We start from the raw sequence: 15,659 nt of genomic DNA, 5'->3' as shown, positions 1-15,659 counted from the left end.
AACTGTGAATAAGACCTTATCAGGGATTCTGAGAGAACCATGCAAACCTCATCTCCGCTTGCGCGCTATGAGCAGGCGCTGTCGCAGGGCGACTTTAAACCCGATGATGTACAACGCGAAGCGATCACCCGACTGGACGCCGTTCAGCGGGCGCTGATCGCGCGTCAGCCTGAGCAACCTGCGAGCGGCAAAGGATTATTTGGCCGCCTGTCCCGACTGATGGGCAAAGAGAAAAGCGAAACGCAGGCGCCGGTGCGCGGCCTCTATATGTGGGGTGGTGTAGGGCGCGGCAAAACCTGGGTCATGGATTTGTTTTTTCAGTCTATTCCTGGCAACCGCAAGCTGCGCCTGCATTTCCATCGCTTTATGCTGCGCGTGCATGAAGAGCTGACCCAGCTGCAGGGACAGAGCGATCCTTTACTGACGATCGCCGACCGTTTTAAAGCCGAAACGGATATTCTCTGCTTCGATGAATTCTTCGTCTCCGATATTACCGACGCTATGCTGCTCGGCACGCTGATGGAGGCGCTCTTCGCGCGCGGCATCACGCTGGTGGCGACGTCGAATATTCCACCGGACGATCTCTACCGCAACGGCCTGCAGCGCGCGCGCTTTCTGCCAGCGATTGAGCAGATCAAACAGCACTGCGACGTGATGAACGTCGACGCCGGCATCGACTACCGGCTACGCACCCTGACCTCAGCGCATCTGTGGAATTCGCCGCTGAACGAGGCGACGCACGCCGAAATGGAACGCATGTTTAAGGCGCTGGCGGGCAGCGCGCGCGACGACGCGCCGGTGTTGGAGATTAACCATCGTCAGATGCCGACGCTGGGCGTCAGTGAAGGTGTGCTGGCGATCGACTTCCTGACGCTGTGCGGGGAAGGGCGCAGCCAGCATGACTATATCGAGCTGTCGCGCCGCTTTCACAGCGTGCTGCTCTATGACGTGCCGGTGATGATTTATAAAACCGAAGATCAGGCGCGACGCTTCCTTGCGCTGGTAGATGAGTTCTACGAGCGCCACGTCAAACTGGTGGTCGCGGCGGAAACCTCGCTGTTTGAAATCTATCAGGGCACGCGGCTGAAATTTGAGTATCAGCGCTGCCTGTCGCGCCTGCAGGAGATGCAGAGCGAAGAGTATCTGCGGCTGCCGCATCTGCCCTGATCGCGCCCAATAAAAAGATCAAATAGAGTTCGATTTTTGTAATCGACTTCTCTATAATCTTGCGACCCCACGTTACAGCAACTGGATTTATTTCCCGAATCCGTTGTGCTCCGGTAACTCTATCCGAAGGGGTGGGCTTGCTGGTCAAAATGGTCGTGTGAGCCTCAACCGTTTACTTAAGCGTTTGGGTTTTCACCAACGTGTAACTTAATTTGGGTAAGCTTTTCGATGAAAACTTTTACAGCTAAACCAGAAACCGTACAGCGTGACTGGTATGTTGTTGACGCAACTGGCAAAACCTTGGGTCGCCTGGCGACTGAACTGGCGCGCCGTCTGCGTGGTAAGCATAAAGCGGAGTACACTCCGCACGTTGATACTGGTGATTACATCATCGTTCTGAACGCTGACAAAGTCGCCGTTACCGGCAACAAGCGTACTGACAAGATTTACTATCACCACACCGGCCACATCGGTGGTATCAAACAGGCGACCTTTGAAGAGATGATTGCTCGCCGTCCTGAGCGTGTGATTGAAATCGCGGTTAAAGGCATGCTGCCGAAGGGCCCGCTGGGCCGTGCAATGTTCCGTAAGCTGAAAGTTTACGCGGGCAACGAGCACACCCATGCGGCACAGCAACCGCAAGTTCTTGACATTTAATCGGGATTACAGGCAATGGCTGAAACTCAAAACTACGGCACTGGTCGCCGCAAAAGCTCCACCGCTCGCGTATTCATTAAGCCGGGCAGTGGCAACATCGTTATCAACCAACGTTCTCTGGAACAGTATTTCGGTCGCGAAACTGCCCGCATGGTAGTTCGTCAGCCGCTTGAGCTGCTGGACCTGGTTGGTAAATTTGATCTGTACGTCACCGTTAAAGGTGGTGGTATTTCTGGTCAGGCAGGTGCGATCCGTCACGGCATCACCCGCGCTCTGATGGAGTACGACGAATCTCTGCGTGCTGAACTGCGTAAAGCGGGCTTCGTTACCCGTGACGCACGTCAGGTTGAACGTAAGAAAGTCGGTCTGCGTAAAGCACGCCGTCGTCCGCAGTTCTCCAAGCGTTAATTGTTTGCGGCTCCGGCTGCTACGATTGGCACAAAAAACCCGCTTCGGCGGGTTTTTTATTTTCCCCTTCGGCGCGTCTGAATAGCGCTAAAATCCCTGCGCTGCTCGCAAATTCCCCGCAAATCTCGAATCCCCGCCCACAAGCTGCCCAAAATCTGGTAAACTCTGTGTCACTTTGCGCCCATAAGTCGGCGTGTTATGTCGGTCAACCGTCGGGATGTCGGAGAGACAAGACTAGCGCAGGCTGTGAGCGAACGATTGAGCAGGTGAGTCGCCGTGTGGTTGGCTATTCGCAGTAACTTTTTGTGAACAAACTTGGAGGTTTTCATGGCTGTCGCTGCCAACAAACGTTCGGTAATGACGCTGTTTTCCGGTCCTACTGACATTTTCAGCCATCAGGTACGCATCGTACTGGCTGAAAAAGGCGTTAGTGTAGAGATCGAGCAGGTCGAAATGGATAACCTGCCGCAGGATCTGATTGACCTCAACCCGTATCGCACTGTGCCGACGCTGGTAGATCGCGAACTGACGCTGTATGAATCCCGCATCATTATGGAATACCTGGACGAGCGCTTCCCGCATCCGCCGCTGATGCCGGTTTATCCGGTTGCGCGTGGCGAAAGCCGTCTGATGATGCACCGCGTCGAGCAGGACTGGTACAGCCTGATGCACACCATTGAAAAAAGCAGCGGTCAGGAAGCGGAAGCCGCGCGAAAGCAGCTGCGTGAAGAGCTGCTGGCGATTGCGCCGCTGTTCGCCCGCACCCCGTTCTTTATGAGCGAGGAGTTTAGCCTGGTGGATTGCTATCTGGCACCGCTGCTGTGGCGTCTGCCGTCTATGGGCATCGATCTTGCTGGCGCCGGTTCGAAAGAACTGAAAGGCTATATGAATCGCGTATTTGAGCGTGACTCTTTCCTCGCTTCACTGACGGAAGCGGAACGTGAAATGCGCCTGCAAGCCCGGGGCTAATCTATGGAAATGTCGCAACTCTCAGCCCGTCGTCCTTACCTGTTGCGCGCGTTTTACGACTGGCTGCTCGACAACCAGCTGACGCCGCATCTGGTGGTCGACATCAATCTGCAAGGCGTTCAGGTGCCGCTTGAGTACGCGCGCGATGGCCAGATTGTGCTGAACATTGCGCCGCGCGCGGTCGGCAATCTGGAACTCGGCAACGACGAAGTGCGTTTCAATGCGCGTTTCGGCGGCGTGCCGCGTCAGGTTTCTGTGCCGATGGCCGCTATTCTGGCAATCTACGCGCGTGAAAATGGCGCGGGTACTATGTTCGAGCCGGAACCGGCCTATGAGCTGGGCGCACAGGACGCGGAAGAGACGCCGGCCGATCCTGTGATGTCAGTAATTGATGGCGATCGTCCGGACGATGCCACCGAAGAAGACAACTCGCCGGATGACGATCCGCCGCCGCGCGGCAATCGCCCGTCGCTGCGCGTGGTGAAATAAAAGATAAAAAAAAGCCGGCTGCGATAGCCGGCTTTTTTGTCGCTGTAGAAGCTTACACTTCCAGATAGTCCATAATGCCTTCTGCGGCTTTACGGCCTTCGGCAATTGCTGTCACCACCAGGTCTGAACCGCGCACCGCATCGCCGCCGGCGAAGATTTTAGGGTTGCTGGTTTGAAAGGCGCTCTCCGCGTGTTCCGGCGCGATAATGCGTCCCTGGCCATCCAGCTCTACGCTAAAATCGGCAAGCCATTCCATTTTGTGCGGACGGAAACCGAACGCCATTACCACTGCGTCTGCGGGCAGCACATGCTCCGAGCCGGCCACGATCTCAGCGCGACGACGTCCTGCCGCATCGGGCTGGCCCATCTCGGTACGCGCCACTTTTACGCCGCTGACGCGACCGCTGGCGTTGATTTCGATGCCCAGCGGCTGCACGTTGAACTGAAACTCCACACCCTCTTCACGCGCGTTTTTCACCTCGCGTTTCGAGCCTGGCATATTCGCTTCATCACGACGATAGGCGCAGGTCACGTGCGTTGCGCCCTGACGGATTGAGGTACGTACGCAGTCCATCGCGGTATCGCCGCCGCCCAGCACCACAACGCGCTTGCCTTCCATATTGACGTAAGGCTGGTCGTCCTGCTGCGCAAAGCCCATGGTATGTTTGGTGTTGGCGATCAGGAACGGCAGCGCATCATAGACGCCTGGCGCATCCTCATTCTCCAGTCCGCCGCGCATCGACTGATAGGTGCCGACGCCAAGGAAAACCGCATCATAGGCGTTCACCAGGTCGCTCATCTGTATGTCGCGGCCCACTTCAGTATTCAGCTGGAACTCGATGCCCATTTCGGTAAAGAGCTTACGGCGTTTGATCATCACCTCTTTTTCCAGCTTGAACGACGGAATGCCGAAGGTCAGCAGGCCGCCGATTTCCGGATGGCGATCGTAAACCACCGCTTTCACGCCGTTACGCGTCAGCACGTCGGCGCAGGCGAGGCCCGCCGGGCCAGCGCCGATGATCGCCACCCGCTTGCCGGTCGGTTTAACGTGCGACATATCCGGCTTCCAGCCCATCTCCATCGCTTTATCGTTGATGTAGCGCTCGATATTGCCGATAGTGACCGCGCCGAACTCGTCGTTCAGGGTGCAGGAGCCTTCGCACAGACGATCCTGTGGACAAACGCGTCCGCACACTTCCGGCAGGCTGTTGGTCTGATGCGACAGATCCGCCGCTTCCATAATGCGGCCTTCGTTCGCCAGCTTCAGCCAGTTAGGAATGTAGTTGTGAACCGGACACTTCCACTCGCAGTAAGGGTTACCGCAGGAGAGACAGCGATCGGCCTGCGCCTTCGCCTGGCTCTCGGAAAAGGGCTCATAGATTTCCACAAACTCAATTTTACGAATTTTCAGCGGCTTCTTTGGCGGGTCAACGCGCTGCAAGTCGATAAATTGATAGACGTTTTGACTCATCGTAACCTCTTACGGCTATCCCGTCCGGCGCGACGCGCCAGACGGGGCGAACTATTACTGTGCCTGCACACGCAGCTCGGCTGCGGAACGACTGCGGTGACCCAGCAACGCTTTAACATCACTGGACTTGGGTTTAACCAGGGCGAAGCGCGACGACCAGAGCGGCCAGTTGGCAAGGATCTCCTCGCCGCGGCTGGAACCGGTGTGCTGCACATGCTCGGTGATTAAGCCGCGCAGGTGCTCCTCGTGGATCGCCAGCTCGTCGACGTTAAGCACTTCCACCAGCTCCGGGTTGACGCGCTTGCGGAACTCGCCGTCTTCATCCAGCACGTAGGCGAAGCCGCCCGTCATGCCAGCGCCGAAGTTCACGCCGGTGCGGCCCAGTACGCAGACAATGCCCCCGGTCATATATTCACAACCGTTGTCGCCAATCCCTTCAACGACCGTAATCGCGCCAGAGTTACGCACTGCGAAACGCTCGCCTGCGCGGCCTGCGGCGAACAGCTTACCGCCCGTCGCGCCATAGAGGCAGGTATTGCCCGCAATGGTCGCTTCGTGGCTGCGGAACGCGGAGCCGACCGGCGGACGAATCGCCAGCATACCGCCAGCCATCCCTTTGCCGACGTAGTCGTTGGCGTCGCCGGTCAGCGTCAGTTCGACGCCGCCTGCGTTCCACACGCCGAAGCTCTGACCGGCGGTGCCGGAGAAGTGCGCGCGGATCGGATCCGCCGCCAGTCCCTGATCGCCGTGGATCGCCGCGATAGCGCCAGAAAGCGTCGCGCCTACGGAGCGGTCGGTGTTGCGGATGTCGAAGAAGAAGGTCTTACTCTGTCTTGCTTCCACAAACGGCATCGCCTGGTCATGCAACGCCTTATTCAGCTCGCCTTTGTCGAACGGCGGGTTGCTGCCTTCGGTGCAGTGCAGCGCTTTGCCCGGCATCGGCGTCGCCGTTTTCAGCAGCGACGAGAGATCCAGGTTCTGCTGCTTGGCGGTGAAGCCATCCAGCTCTTTCAGCAGATCGGTGCGGCCAATCAGGTCGGTCAGGCGTTTTACGCCCAGGCTGGCCATCAGCTCGCGGGTTTCACGCGCAATGAACTCAAAGTAGTTAGTTACCTTGAAGGGCAGGCCGTGATAGTGGTTCTTACGCAGCTTGTCATCCTGGGTCGCTACACCGGTCGCACAGTTGTTAAGGTGACAGATACGCAGATATTTACAGCCCAGCGCCACCATCGGGCCGGTGCCAAAGCCAAAGCTTTCCGCGCCGAGGATCGCCGCCTTGATAATGTCGCGGCCGGTCTTCAGGCCGCCGTCTACCTGCAGACGGATCTTGTGGCGCAGACCGTTGGAGACCAGCGCCTGCTGCGTTTCCACCAGGCCAAGCTCCCACGGACAGCCCGCATATTTGACCGAACTTAACGGGCTGGCGCCGGTGCCGCCGTCATAGCCTGCGATAGTGATCAGGTCGGCATAGGCTTTCGCCACGCCGGTAGCGATGGTGCCGACGCCTGGTTCGGAGACCAGCTTCACTGAAATCATCGCCTTCGGGTTCACCTGCTTCAGGTCGAAAATCAGCTGCGCCAGATCCTCAATCGAGTAGATGTCGTGATGCGGCGGCGGCGAAATCAGCGTAACGCCCGGTACGGAGTAGCGCAGCTTCGCGATGTAAGGCGTTACTTTATCGCCCGGCAGCTGACCGCCCTCGCCAGGCTTGGCGCCCTGCGCCACTTTAATCTGAATCACGTCGGCATTGGCCAGATAGGCTGGCGTAACGCCGAAACGGCCCGATGCGACCTGTTTGATGCGCGACACTTTATTGGTGCCGTAGCGCGCCGGATCTTCGCCGCCTTCGCCGGAGTTAGAGTAGCCGCCGAGCGAGTTCATCGCTTCGGCCAGCGCCTCATGCGCCTCCGGGCTGAGCGCGCCGATTGACATCGCTGCGGTATCAAAGCGTTTAAACAGCTCGCTGGCCGGCTCGACGTCGTCGATATGAATCGATTCGGTGCCCGGCTGCAGCTCCAGCAGATCGCGCAGCGTCGCTACCGGACGTTCGTTCACCAGCTTCGCGTACTCCTGATAGTCGCTGTATTCGCCGCTCTGTACGGCGCGCTGCAGCGTAGCGACTACATCTGGGTTGTAGGCATGGTATTCGCCGCCGTGGACGTACTTCAGCAGGCCGCCCTGGTCCAGCGGTTTACGCTGTAGCCAGGCGCGCTTCGCCAGATTGATCAGGTCCTGCTGGAAATCAGCGAAGTTCGCGCCGCTGATGCGGCTGACGACGCCCTGGAAGCAGAGGCTCGACACATCGGCATGCAGGCCCACCGCTTCGAACAGTTTCGAGCAGCGATAGGAGGCGATAGTCGAGATGCCCATTTTGGACATGATCTTGTAGAGACCTTTGTTGATGCCGTTACGGTAGTTCAGCATCACCGCGCGATAATCTTTCTCGATGACGTTGCTGTCGACCATCTTCGCCAGCGATTCATAGGCGAGGTAAGGATAGATAGCGGTCGCGCCGAAACCGAGCAGTACAGCGAAGTGGTGCGGATCGCGCGCGCTGGCGGTCTCAACGATGATGTTGGCGTCGCAGCGCAGGTTCTTCTCAACCAGGCGCGTCTGCACCGCGCCGACGATCATCGGCGCCGGAACCGGCAGACGGTTTTCGCTGATAGCGCGATCGGAGAGCACCAGCAGTACGGTGCCGTTGCGCACCATACGCTCTGCCTCGTCGCACAGGGCGTGCATCGCCTGCTCCAGCGTCTGCGTCGCCGGGTCGAAGGTGCAATCCAGCGTATCGGCCCGATAATATTCGCCTTCCATCGTGGTCAGCTGATTGAAATCGGACCACAGCAGGATAGGGGACTTAAAGCTGACGCGGTGCGCCTGGCCTTCCGCCTCGCAGAACACGTTCATCTCGCGGCCGATGCTGGTGGCCAGCGACATCACATGGTTTTCACGCAGCGGATCGATCGGCGGGTTAGTCACCTGCGCGAACTGCTGGCGGAAATAGTCATAAATGATGCGCGGACGGCTGGAGAGTACGGCGAACGGCGTATCATCGCCCATTGAGCCGACCGCTTCCTGGCCGTTCTCGCCCAGCACGCGGATAATGGTGTCGAGCTCTTCGCTGCTGTAGCCGAACTGCTTCTGGTATGTCGCCAGCAGCGGGTCGTTAAGCTCGCGGCTGCCGACCTGGTTGTCAGGCAAATCTTCGAACGGCACCAGACGCTTAACGTTTTTCTCCATCCACTCTTTATAGGGATGGCGGCTCTTGAGATCGTTATCGGTTTCCGCCGAATGCAGAATGCGCCCGATACGGGTGTCGATCACCATCAGTTCGCCAGGCCCGACGCGGCCTTTCTCCACCACTTCGTCTGGCTGGTAGTCCCAGATGCCGACTTCGGAGGCGCAGGTGATCAGCTTGTCTTTGGTGATCACGTAGCGAGCCGGGCGCAGGCCGTTACGGTCAAGGTTACAGGCGGCATAGCGACCGTCGGACATCACGATGCCTGCCGGGCCGTCCCACGGCTCCATATGCATCGAGTTAAAGTCGAAGAAGGCGCGCAGCTCTGGATCCATATCCGGGTTGTTCTGCCAGGCGGGCGGCACCAGCAGGCGCATAGCGCGCACTAAATCCATGCCGCCGTTCAGGAACAGCTCCAGCATGTTATCCATTGAGCTGGAGTCAGAGCCGGTTTCGTTAACAAACGGCCCGGCGTTCTGCAAATCGGGGATCAGCGGCGTATTGAATTTGTAGGCGCGCGCACGCGCCCACTGCCGGTTGCCAGCGATGGTGTTGATTTCGCCGTTGTGCGCCATATAGCGGAATGGCTGCGCCAGCGGCCAGCGCGGCACTGTGTTGGTGGAGAAGCGCTGATGGAACAGGCAAATCGCTGACTCCAGACGCAGATCCGCCAGATCGAGATAAAAGCGCGGCAGGTCGGCCGGCATACACAGGCCTTTATAGATATTGACCTGGTTTGAGAAGCTACAGATGTAGAACGCTTTATCGTCGCTCTGCTCAATGCGCTTTTCCGCGCGGCGGCGAGCCATATAGAGACGACGCTCCATATCGCGCGGACGCCAGCCAGCCGGCGCATTGATAAAAAGTTGCTGAATGCGCGGCATAGAAGAGAGAGCAATCTCTCCCAGCACATCCTGATTGACGGGCACGTCGCGCCAGCCGACCACAGAGAGGGTTTCACGGACCACTTCCTCTTCCACGATGCGGCGGCTCGCCTGAGCCTCTTCCTCATCGTGGCTAAGGAAAAGCATGCCCACGGCGTAATTTTTCGCCAGGCGCCAGCCTTTCTCTTCCGCCACTACGCGGAAAAAGCGGTCAGGTTTTTGTAATAACAGACCACAGCCGTCGCCGGTCTTGCCGTCGGCAAGGATCGCGCCGCGGTGTTGCATACGGGCCAGCGCATGAATGGCGGTACGCACTACCTTGTGGCTAGGTTCGCCTTCTATATGGGCGATGAGGCCGAAACCACAGTTATCCTTTTCAAGGGATTTGTCATACAACATTTCAGTGAACCTCCCCAGGCTCTGTGGATTCCCTTTGGTCGGGCTACGGGCGCAGAAAGAGCTAAGCGACAGGCTGGCGCGCATCGTGCGCTGCACTCCTTTGTCGCCCCATCTGTCTGGCCGTTGGCGTCGTTGTCACAAGCGTCGTGGTCTTGTTACAGGGGGAATCTCTGTTACTGCATAAATATGACGAGTTGAGCACCCGTCCAGAAAGCTTCCAGCGGATTTCCAACTTATCGGGAAAGCGGAATTACGTCAAATAGCGTTCCTGGTCGTGTTTTTATCAAGGTTAATTGAGTTAATTTCTTGAATTTAATGAAATTTAACCCTAAAAAACTGTCGGTTGGCCATTTGGCATGACCGGCGGAAATGTGAACTGTCTCACTGTCATGAAGCGGTCATATCCCTTTAGCGTGCTGGCTTGAAGGGGTTTTACAGCAGAATCTGCTACATAGCAGATTACCCGCACATCATGTATCTGTTTTTCTTATAACGGCATATTTGAATCAAATGCGGGGTCGCCATAAGTAAAATTAATCAAAGCAGGTTCGATTATCCACGCAGTTAAAATGAATTTCTATTCAAAAAAATAAAGAGGTGCCGGGACAACAGAACGCTGTCGGCAAAGAGAAATGAAAGACTTAGATCACAATCGCCGGTAAACAGGCGGCCCTCCAGATTATTCGGTTGGCACAATTAGTCAAGTGATTTAGCGTCTGCGCAGGCATCGTCGCCGATCGTGGCGTCAGATGCACCATAACGGGGCATAACGCGCGCTTTCCTGCGCATCGTCGCGCCAACCGCAGGGTAATTACGCTATGATGAGCCTGTTCTTTTCCAGGGAGTTCGTATGAAACAGATTCGCCTGCTGGCGCAGTATTACGTTGATTTAATGGTTAAGCTGGGACTGGTGCGTTTTTCGCTGTTGCTGGCGTCGGCGCTGGTGGTGCTGGCGATGGTGGTGCAGATGGCGGTGACCATGGTGCTGCGCGGGCATGTCGAGAGCATCGACGTCGTGCGCTCGGTTTTCTTCGGGCTGCTGATTACGCCCTGGGCGGTCTACTTTCTCTCCGTGGTGGTCGATCAGCTGGAAGAGTCGCGCCAGCGTCTGTCGAGGCTGGTGGATAAGCTGGAGGAGATGCGCACCCGCGATTTAGAGCTGAACCAGCAGATGAAAGAGACCATCACGCAGCTCAACCAGGAAATTAACGATCGTATTAAAGCAGAGCAGGCGCGCGAGCAGGTGATGGATAAGCTGCGCGAAGAGATGGCCCGCCGCGAACAGGCGCAGATCGAGCTGGAACAGCAATCCTCGTTTCTGCGCTCTTTCCTCGACGCTTCCCCCGATCTGGTGTTCTACCGCAACATCGACAAGCAGTTTTCCGGCTGTAACCGCGCTATGGAGCTGCTGACCGGAAAAAGCGAAAAGCAGCTGATTGGGCTGACGCCGCGCGATATTTACGATGAGGACGCCGCCAGTAAGGTGCTGGAGACGGATGAGAAGGTTTTCCGTCATAACGTCTCGCTTACCTACGAACAGTGGCTGCAATACCCTGACGGGCGCAAAGCCTGTTTTGAAATCCGCAAAGTGCCTTACTACGATCGCGTTGGCAAACGCAGCGGGCTGATGGGCTTTGGCCGCGATATAACCGAGCGTAAGCGCTATCAGGACGCGCTGGAGAACGCCAGCCGGGAGAAAACCACCTTTATCTCAACTATCAGCCACGAGCTGCGTACGCCGCTTAACGGCATTGTCGGTCTGAGCCGTATTCTGCTTGATACCGATCTCAATCAGGAGCAGTTGAAGTACCTTAAAACCATCCACGTTTCCGCTATTACGCTCGGCAATATCTTCAACGACGTCATTGAGGTGGACAAGATTGAGCGCCGCAAGGTGCAGCTGGATAACCAGCCGCTCGACTTCACCGGCTTCCTCGCGGATCTGGAGAACCTCTCCGGGCTGCTGGCGCAGCCGAAGGGGCTGAAGTTCGTTATGGCGCCGAACCTGCCGCTGCCGCATAAGATTTGCGCCGACGGCACGCGCCTGCGTCAGATCCTGTGGAACCTTATCGGCAACGCAGTGAAGTTCACCCAGCATGGGGAGATCGTAGTGCGCGTCGCCTATGAACAGAACGAAACGCTGCGCTTTGAGGTTGAGGACTCCGGGCAGGGAATTCCGCAGGAGGAGCAGGACAAGATCTTCGCCATGTACTATCAGGTGAAAGATCAACACGGCGGCAAACCGGCGACCGGCACCGGCATTGGACTGGCGGTATCGCGTCGGCTGGCGCAGGCAATGGGCGGCGATATCAGCGTGCGCAGCGCGCCGGGGCAGGGCTCCTGCTTTACCGTACTGATTAAAGCGCCGCGCGTGGCGGAAGAGGTGGAGGATGATGACAGAGACGACAGCATGCCGCTGCCGGCGCTGCACGTCTTGCTGGTAGAAGATATCGAGCTGAACGTGATCGTGGCGCGCTCGGTGCTGGAGAAGCTGGGCTGTAGCGTTGAAGTCGCTATGACAGGCCAGGCCGCGCTGGAGATGTTCGACCCGCTGGAGTTCGATCTCGCCCTGCTGGATATCCAGCTGCCGGATATGACCGGTCTCGACGTCTCGCGCGCTATCCATCAGCGCTACCCTGGTGCCAGCCTGCCGCCGCTGGTGGCACTGACCGCCAACGTGCTCAAGGATAAGAAAGAGTATCTGGACGCCGGTATGGATGACGTGCTCAGCAAGCCGCTCTCCGTACCGGCGCTGACCGCCATGATTAAAAAGTTCTGGGATCATCAGAGCGAAGAGAGTGAGGCTGAACGCCCCGAAAGCGACAGCAAGACGCGCACGCTGCTTGATGTGCCGATGCTGGAGCAATATATCGAGCTGGTAGGCCCTGGCCTGATTACGCAGAGCCTGACGATGTTTGAACAGATGATGCCTGGCTATCTGGAGGTGCTGGATTCAAATCTGATGGCGCGCGATCAGAAAGGCATTGCGGAAGAGGGACACAAAATCAAAGGCGCGGCGGGATCGGTTGGGTTACAGCATCTACAGCAGGTGGCCAGGCAGATTCAGAGCCCGGAACTGCCGGCATGGTGGGACAACGTAGGCGAATGGATCGAAGAGCTAAAACAGGAGTGGCGTCATGACGTTCAGGTGCTGCGCGACTGGGTAGCGGAAAGAGAAAAGTCAGGGTCTTAAAAAAAAATGACCCCAGTCGAAGACCGGGGTGCGCGAATACTGCGCCAACACCAGGGAAAAAGGCGCTGTTGCTATACTTAGAGGAGTTAAAGTGCAGCAGCGTGGTATTGGTTAACGTCTGTCATCACCTTAGCAAATTCATCAATGACCAGGGAAAGATTCATTAAAATGTGTGATGTTGAGCAGCGTTTAAATACAGAAAACATTAATTTGGCAACACAGTCAAGTAAGGAATTAGTTTCTGCGTTGCATTGCGCTTATTTTGATCAATTGTACTATTTTTTGTGCGGTTTTTGTTTGCCAGAACGAACGGAGCACGGCCTCAGGCAAGAGAAAAAGCGTCTGACCGGCAACGGACACTTTTTATCAATGTAAGGCAATGAAATTTATGGGATAACAGGGTATTTACCTCGCTTTATCCAAAACGTTTTGGAAAGCACGCCTGTAAAGTTCCAGATTTGATTTAAGTCGTACTGATTTAGAGGGGTTAAGCCGGGAAAGTGAACGCCATTGACCCCACCAGAAAGATCAAATTAGCAGTCCGAAGCTGTATATTGTGTAACCATCATAGTCAAATGGTGAAATGCAGAACAGTGCGCTAAAGAACATAGTTTAGAAAGGTGAATGATTCGAAATCATCCTTATCACAAATGATTAAGTATAGAGCGTGAAAACCGATAAGCGATTAGGGCGTATGGAACCGATTCCTTTTTAACGGAAGTGCTTGATGTCATTCGATCTGTTTTGAGATTCTGGTAGTAAAATGTCGCTGTTAAGGATAAAAAAAACGCATTTTATTGCGCTCCTTCAGCGATTTTGACCAAGACGGGACTTTTATCACGTCGGTAATTGATTAATGCAGGGAACAGGTAAGAGAACATTGCATGAGCAAGAATAAAGGGAGCCGCTGGCGCCGTATTAAACGAGCCGGCATCGGCGCTGTCGTCGTTATCCTCGGTATCTGGGCGGCTGGGATTGCCCTGTTTGCCTTTTTGCCCGTACCCTTTTCTGCGGTGATGGCGGAACGGCAGGTTGGCGCCTGGCTGCGCGGCGATTTTCATTACGTCGCGCATTCCGACTGGGTGGGGCACGACGAGATCTCCCCCTGGATGGCGCTGGCGGTCATCGCCTCAGAAGACCAGAAATTCCCAGAGCACTGGGGCTTTGACGTCGGTGCAATTGAAACGGCGCTGGGCAGCGAAAGCGAACGCATGCGCGGTGCTTCAACGCTGTCGCAGCAAACGGCGAAGAATCTCTTTCTCTGGGATGGACGCAGCTGGGTGAGAAAAGGGCTGGAAGCGGGATTAACAGTGGGCATTGAAACCGTCTGGACGAAACGGCGCATTCTGACGGTTTATCTGAATATCGCCGAGTTTGGGCAGGGAACCTTTGGCGTAGAAGCGGCGGCGCAGCGTTATTTTCATAAACCGGCCAGCCGCCTGACGATAGCCGAAGCCGCGCTGCTGGCGGCTGTGCTGCCTAACCCCATCCGCTTTCGCGCCGATGCGCCTTCAGGCTACATACGCCAGCGTCAGCAGTGGATTATGCGTCAGATGCGCCAGCTGGGCGGTGAAGGCTTCCTGCTGCGTAACCACCTTAGCTAGCGATTAATCTTCGTCGAAGCCAGCCTCGAAAAGTTCGATAACGGCAGCCAGCGCCTGCTGTTCTTCCGGGCCGCTGGCTTCAATTTCAATATGCCCGCCCTTTGCCGAGTCGAGCATCAGCAGTGCGATAACGCTGCTGGCCTCCGCCTCGGTCCCGGACTCGTTACGCAGCAGAACCTCAGCGTCAAAGCTCTGCACCAGTTCAAACAGCTTCATGGCCGGACGCGCATGCATGCCCAGCCTGTTTTTAATTTCTACAGTTTGTTTGACGGTCATGATTTGCGTTTTTCCAGCGTGCGATGGCGCGACTGTACATTTTTGCCGCGTGAGCGGAAGTAGTCCGCCAGCTGCTCGGCGATATAAACCGAACGGTGTTTACCGCCCGTACAGCCGATAGCGACGGTAAGATAGCTGCGGTTGTTGGTTTCCAGCATCGGCAGCCACAGCTCAAGGTAGCTACGCGTCTGGTAGATAAAATTGTGCACTTCGGTATGGCGATCGAGAAACGCCGCGACGGGGCGATCGAGGCCGGTCATCGGACGCAGCTTGGGATCCCAGTGCGGGTTAGGCAGAAAGCGCACGTCGAAAACGTAGTCGGCATCGATAGGGATGCCATGCTTGAAGCCAAACGACTCAAATACCATCGTCAGCTCGCGTTCGCGCTTGCCCAGCAGCCGCGTGCGCAGCATCTCCGCCAGCTCGTGAACCGACATTTCAGATGTATCGATAATTAAATCGGCCCGTGAGCGCAGCGGCTCCAGCAGATCGTTCTCTTCGTCGATAGCGCTTTCCAGCGACAGGTTCTTACTGGAGAGCGGATGCAGGCGGCGCGTGTCGCTGTAGCGGCGGATCAGCGTATTGCGATCGGCGTCCAGAAACAGCAGCTGCGGTGAAAAGGCGTCCGGCAGATTATTCAGCGCAGTTTCAAAAATTTCCGGCGACTCCGGCATGTTGCGCACGTCGATGCTGACGGCAGCCGAAATATTACGCTCTACCAGCGAGTTCGCCAGCTCGGGCAACAGCACCACGGGCAGGTTATCGACGCAGTAGAAACCCATATCTTCAAGCGCGCGTAGCGCCACCGATTTTCCTGAGCCTGACCGACCGCTAACGATCATCAGCACCATGACCTTCTCTCCCGTTTTAAACCGGCGCGCACGCCGGTAAAAGCGCAGCG

Annotated in this window: 11 protein-coding genes; 7 read left to right on the top strand and 4 right to left on the bottom strand. The window is 56.6% G+C overall.

Annotated features, from left to right (window positions below; genetic code table 11):
- Nucleotides 1–39 precede the first annotated feature (39 nt).
- From zapE to sspB, 5 genes are all read left to right on the top strand, one after another.
- On the top strand, nt 40–1,167 hold the full coding sequence (zapE, locus tag MHZ89_RS12575; RefSeq protein WP_311783254.1) for a cell division protein ZapE: 1,128 nt from the start codon (nt 40–42) through the stop codon (nt 1,165–1,167).
- Nucleotides 1,168–1,395: 228 nt separating this feature from the next.
- Nucleotides 1,396–1,824, top strand: a complete 429-nt coding sequence (gene rplM, locus MHZ89_RS12570; RefSeq protein WP_033793286.1) for a 50S ribosomal protein L13 — start codon at nt 1,396–1,398, stop codon at nt 1,822–1,824.
- 15 nt (nt 1,825–1,839) lie between these two features.
- Nucleotides 1,840–2,232 (top strand): 30S ribosomal protein S9, encoded by a 393-nt coding sequence (rpsI, locus tag MHZ89_RS12565; RefSeq protein ID WP_031375459.1) that lies wholly within the window; start codon nt 1,840–1,842, stop codon nt 2,230–2,232.
- Between the two features lie 327 nt (nt 2,233–2,559).
- Complete coding sequence (gene sspA / locus MHZ89_RS12560; protein ID WP_033749254.1) at nt 2,560–3,201, top strand: stringent starvation protein SspA; 642 nt, start codon at nt 2,560–2,562, stop codon at nt 3,199–3,201.
- A 3-nt stretch (nt 3,202–3,204) separates the two neighbouring features.
- Nucleotides 3,205–3,690, top strand: a complete 486-nt coding sequence (sspB, locus tag MHZ89_RS12555; protein WP_311783253.1) for a ClpXP protease specificity-enhancing factor — start codon at nt 3,205–3,207, stop codon at nt 3,688–3,690.
- A 52-nt stretch (nt 3,691–3,742) separates the two neighbouring features.
- Here the strand turns inward: sspB and MHZ89_RS12550 are convergent, their stop codons facing one another.
- Both MHZ89_RS12550 and gltB read right to left on the bottom strand, forming a co-directional pair.
- Nucleotides 3,743–5,161, bottom strand: a complete 1,419-nt coding sequence (locus MHZ89_RS12550; protein ID WP_311783252.1) for a glutamate synthase small subunit — start codon at nt 5,159–5,161, stop codon at nt 3,743–3,745.
- Nucleotides 5,162–5,215: 54 nt separating this feature from the next.
- Nucleotides 5,216–9,685, bottom strand: a complete 4,470-nt coding sequence (gene gltB, locus MHZ89_RS12545) for a glutamate synthase large subunit (RefSeq protein ID WP_311783251.1) — start codon at nt 9,683–9,685, stop codon at nt 5,216–5,218.
- A gap of 850 nt (nt 9,686–10,535) precedes the next feature.
- Here gltB and arcB point away from each other — a divergent pair.
- Nucleotides 10,536–12,878: an aerobic respiration two-component sensor histidine kinase ArcB gene (gene arcB, locus MHZ89_RS12540; RefSeq protein ID WP_311783250.1), complete on the top strand. Its 2,343-nt coding sequence runs from the start codon at nt 10,536–10,538 to the stop codon at nt 12,876–12,878.
- An 884-nt stretch (nt 12,879–13,762) separates the two neighbouring features.
- Complete coding sequence (gene mtgA / locus MHZ89_RS12535) at nt 13,763–14,482, top strand: monofunctional biosynthetic peptidoglycan transglycosylase (protein WP_311783249.1); 720 nt, start codon at nt 13,763–13,765, stop codon at nt 14,480–14,482.
- A gap of 3 nt (nt 14,483–14,485) precedes the next feature.
- Here the strand turns inward: mtgA and npr are convergent, their stop codons facing one another.
- Together npr and rapZ are read right to left on the bottom strand one after the other, a co-directional pair.
- A complete protein-coding gene (npr, locus tag MHZ89_RS12530; protein ID WP_311783248.1) occupies nt 14,486–14,758 on the bottom strand; it encodes a PTS phosphocarrier protein NPr in 273 nt (90 codons plus the stop codon).
- On the bottom strand, nt 14,755–15,609 hold the full coding sequence (gene rapZ / locus MHZ89_RS12525; protein ID WP_311783247.1) for an RNase adapter RapZ: 855 nt from the start codon (nt 15,607–15,609) through the stop codon (nt 14,755–14,757). Before rapZ ends, npr begins: the two co-directional genes overlap by 4 nt.
- Nucleotides 15,610–15,659 lie beyond the last annotated feature (50 nt).

Source organism: Pantoea sp. ACRSB, assembly GCF_022346905.1.
In the GTDB taxonomy this organism is placed as follows: domain Bacteria; phylum Pseudomonadota; class Gammaproteobacteria; order Enterobacterales; family Enterobacteriaceae; genus Pantoea; species Pantoea piersonii.
This window is presented reverse-complemented; position numbering and strand designations above follow the sequence as displayed.

Bases quoted from the DNA above. Each gene is read 5' to 3' on its own strand.
- rpsI (WP_031375459.1), top strand. From the start codon at position 1,840: ATGGCTGAAACTCAAAACTACGGCACTGGTCGCCGCAAAAGCTCCACC.
- zapE (WP_311783254.1), top strand. From the start codon at position 40: ATGCAAACCTCATCTCCGCTTGCGCGCTATGAGCAGGCGCTGTCGCAG.
- gltB (WP_311783251.1), bottom strand. From the start codon at position 9,685: ATGTTGTATGACAAATCCCTTGAAAAGGATAACTGTGGTTTCGGCCTC.
- MHZ89_RS12550 (WP_311783252.1), bottom strand. From the start codon at position 5,161: ATGAGTCAAAACGTCTATCAATTTATCGACTTGCAGCGCGTTGACCCG.
- arcB (WP_311783250.1), top strand. From the start codon at position 10,536: ATGAAACAGATTCGCCTGCTGGCGCAGTATTACGTTGATTTAATGGTT.
- sspB (WP_311783253.1), top strand. From the start codon at position 3,205: ATGGAAATGTCGCAACTCTCAGCCCGTCGTCCTTACCTGTTGCGCGCG.
- sspA (WP_033749254.1), top strand. From the start codon at position 2,560: ATGGCTGTCGCTGCCAACAAACGTTCGGTAATGACGCTGTTTTCCGGT.
- rapZ (WP_311783247.1), bottom strand. From the start codon at position 15,609: ATGGTGCTGATGATCGTTAGCGGTCGGTCAGGCTCAGGAAAATCGGTG.
- mtgA (WP_311783249.1), top strand. From the start codon at position 13,763: ATGAGCAAGAATAAAGGGAGCCGCTGGCGCCGTATTAAACGAGCCGGC.
- rplM (WP_033793286.1), top strand. From the start codon at position 1,396: ATGAAAACTTTTACAGCTAAACCAGAAACCGTACAGCGTGACTGGTAT.
- npr (WP_311783248.1), bottom strand. From the start codon at position 14,758: ATGACCGTCAAACAAACTGTAGAAATTAAAAACAGGCTGGGCATGCAT.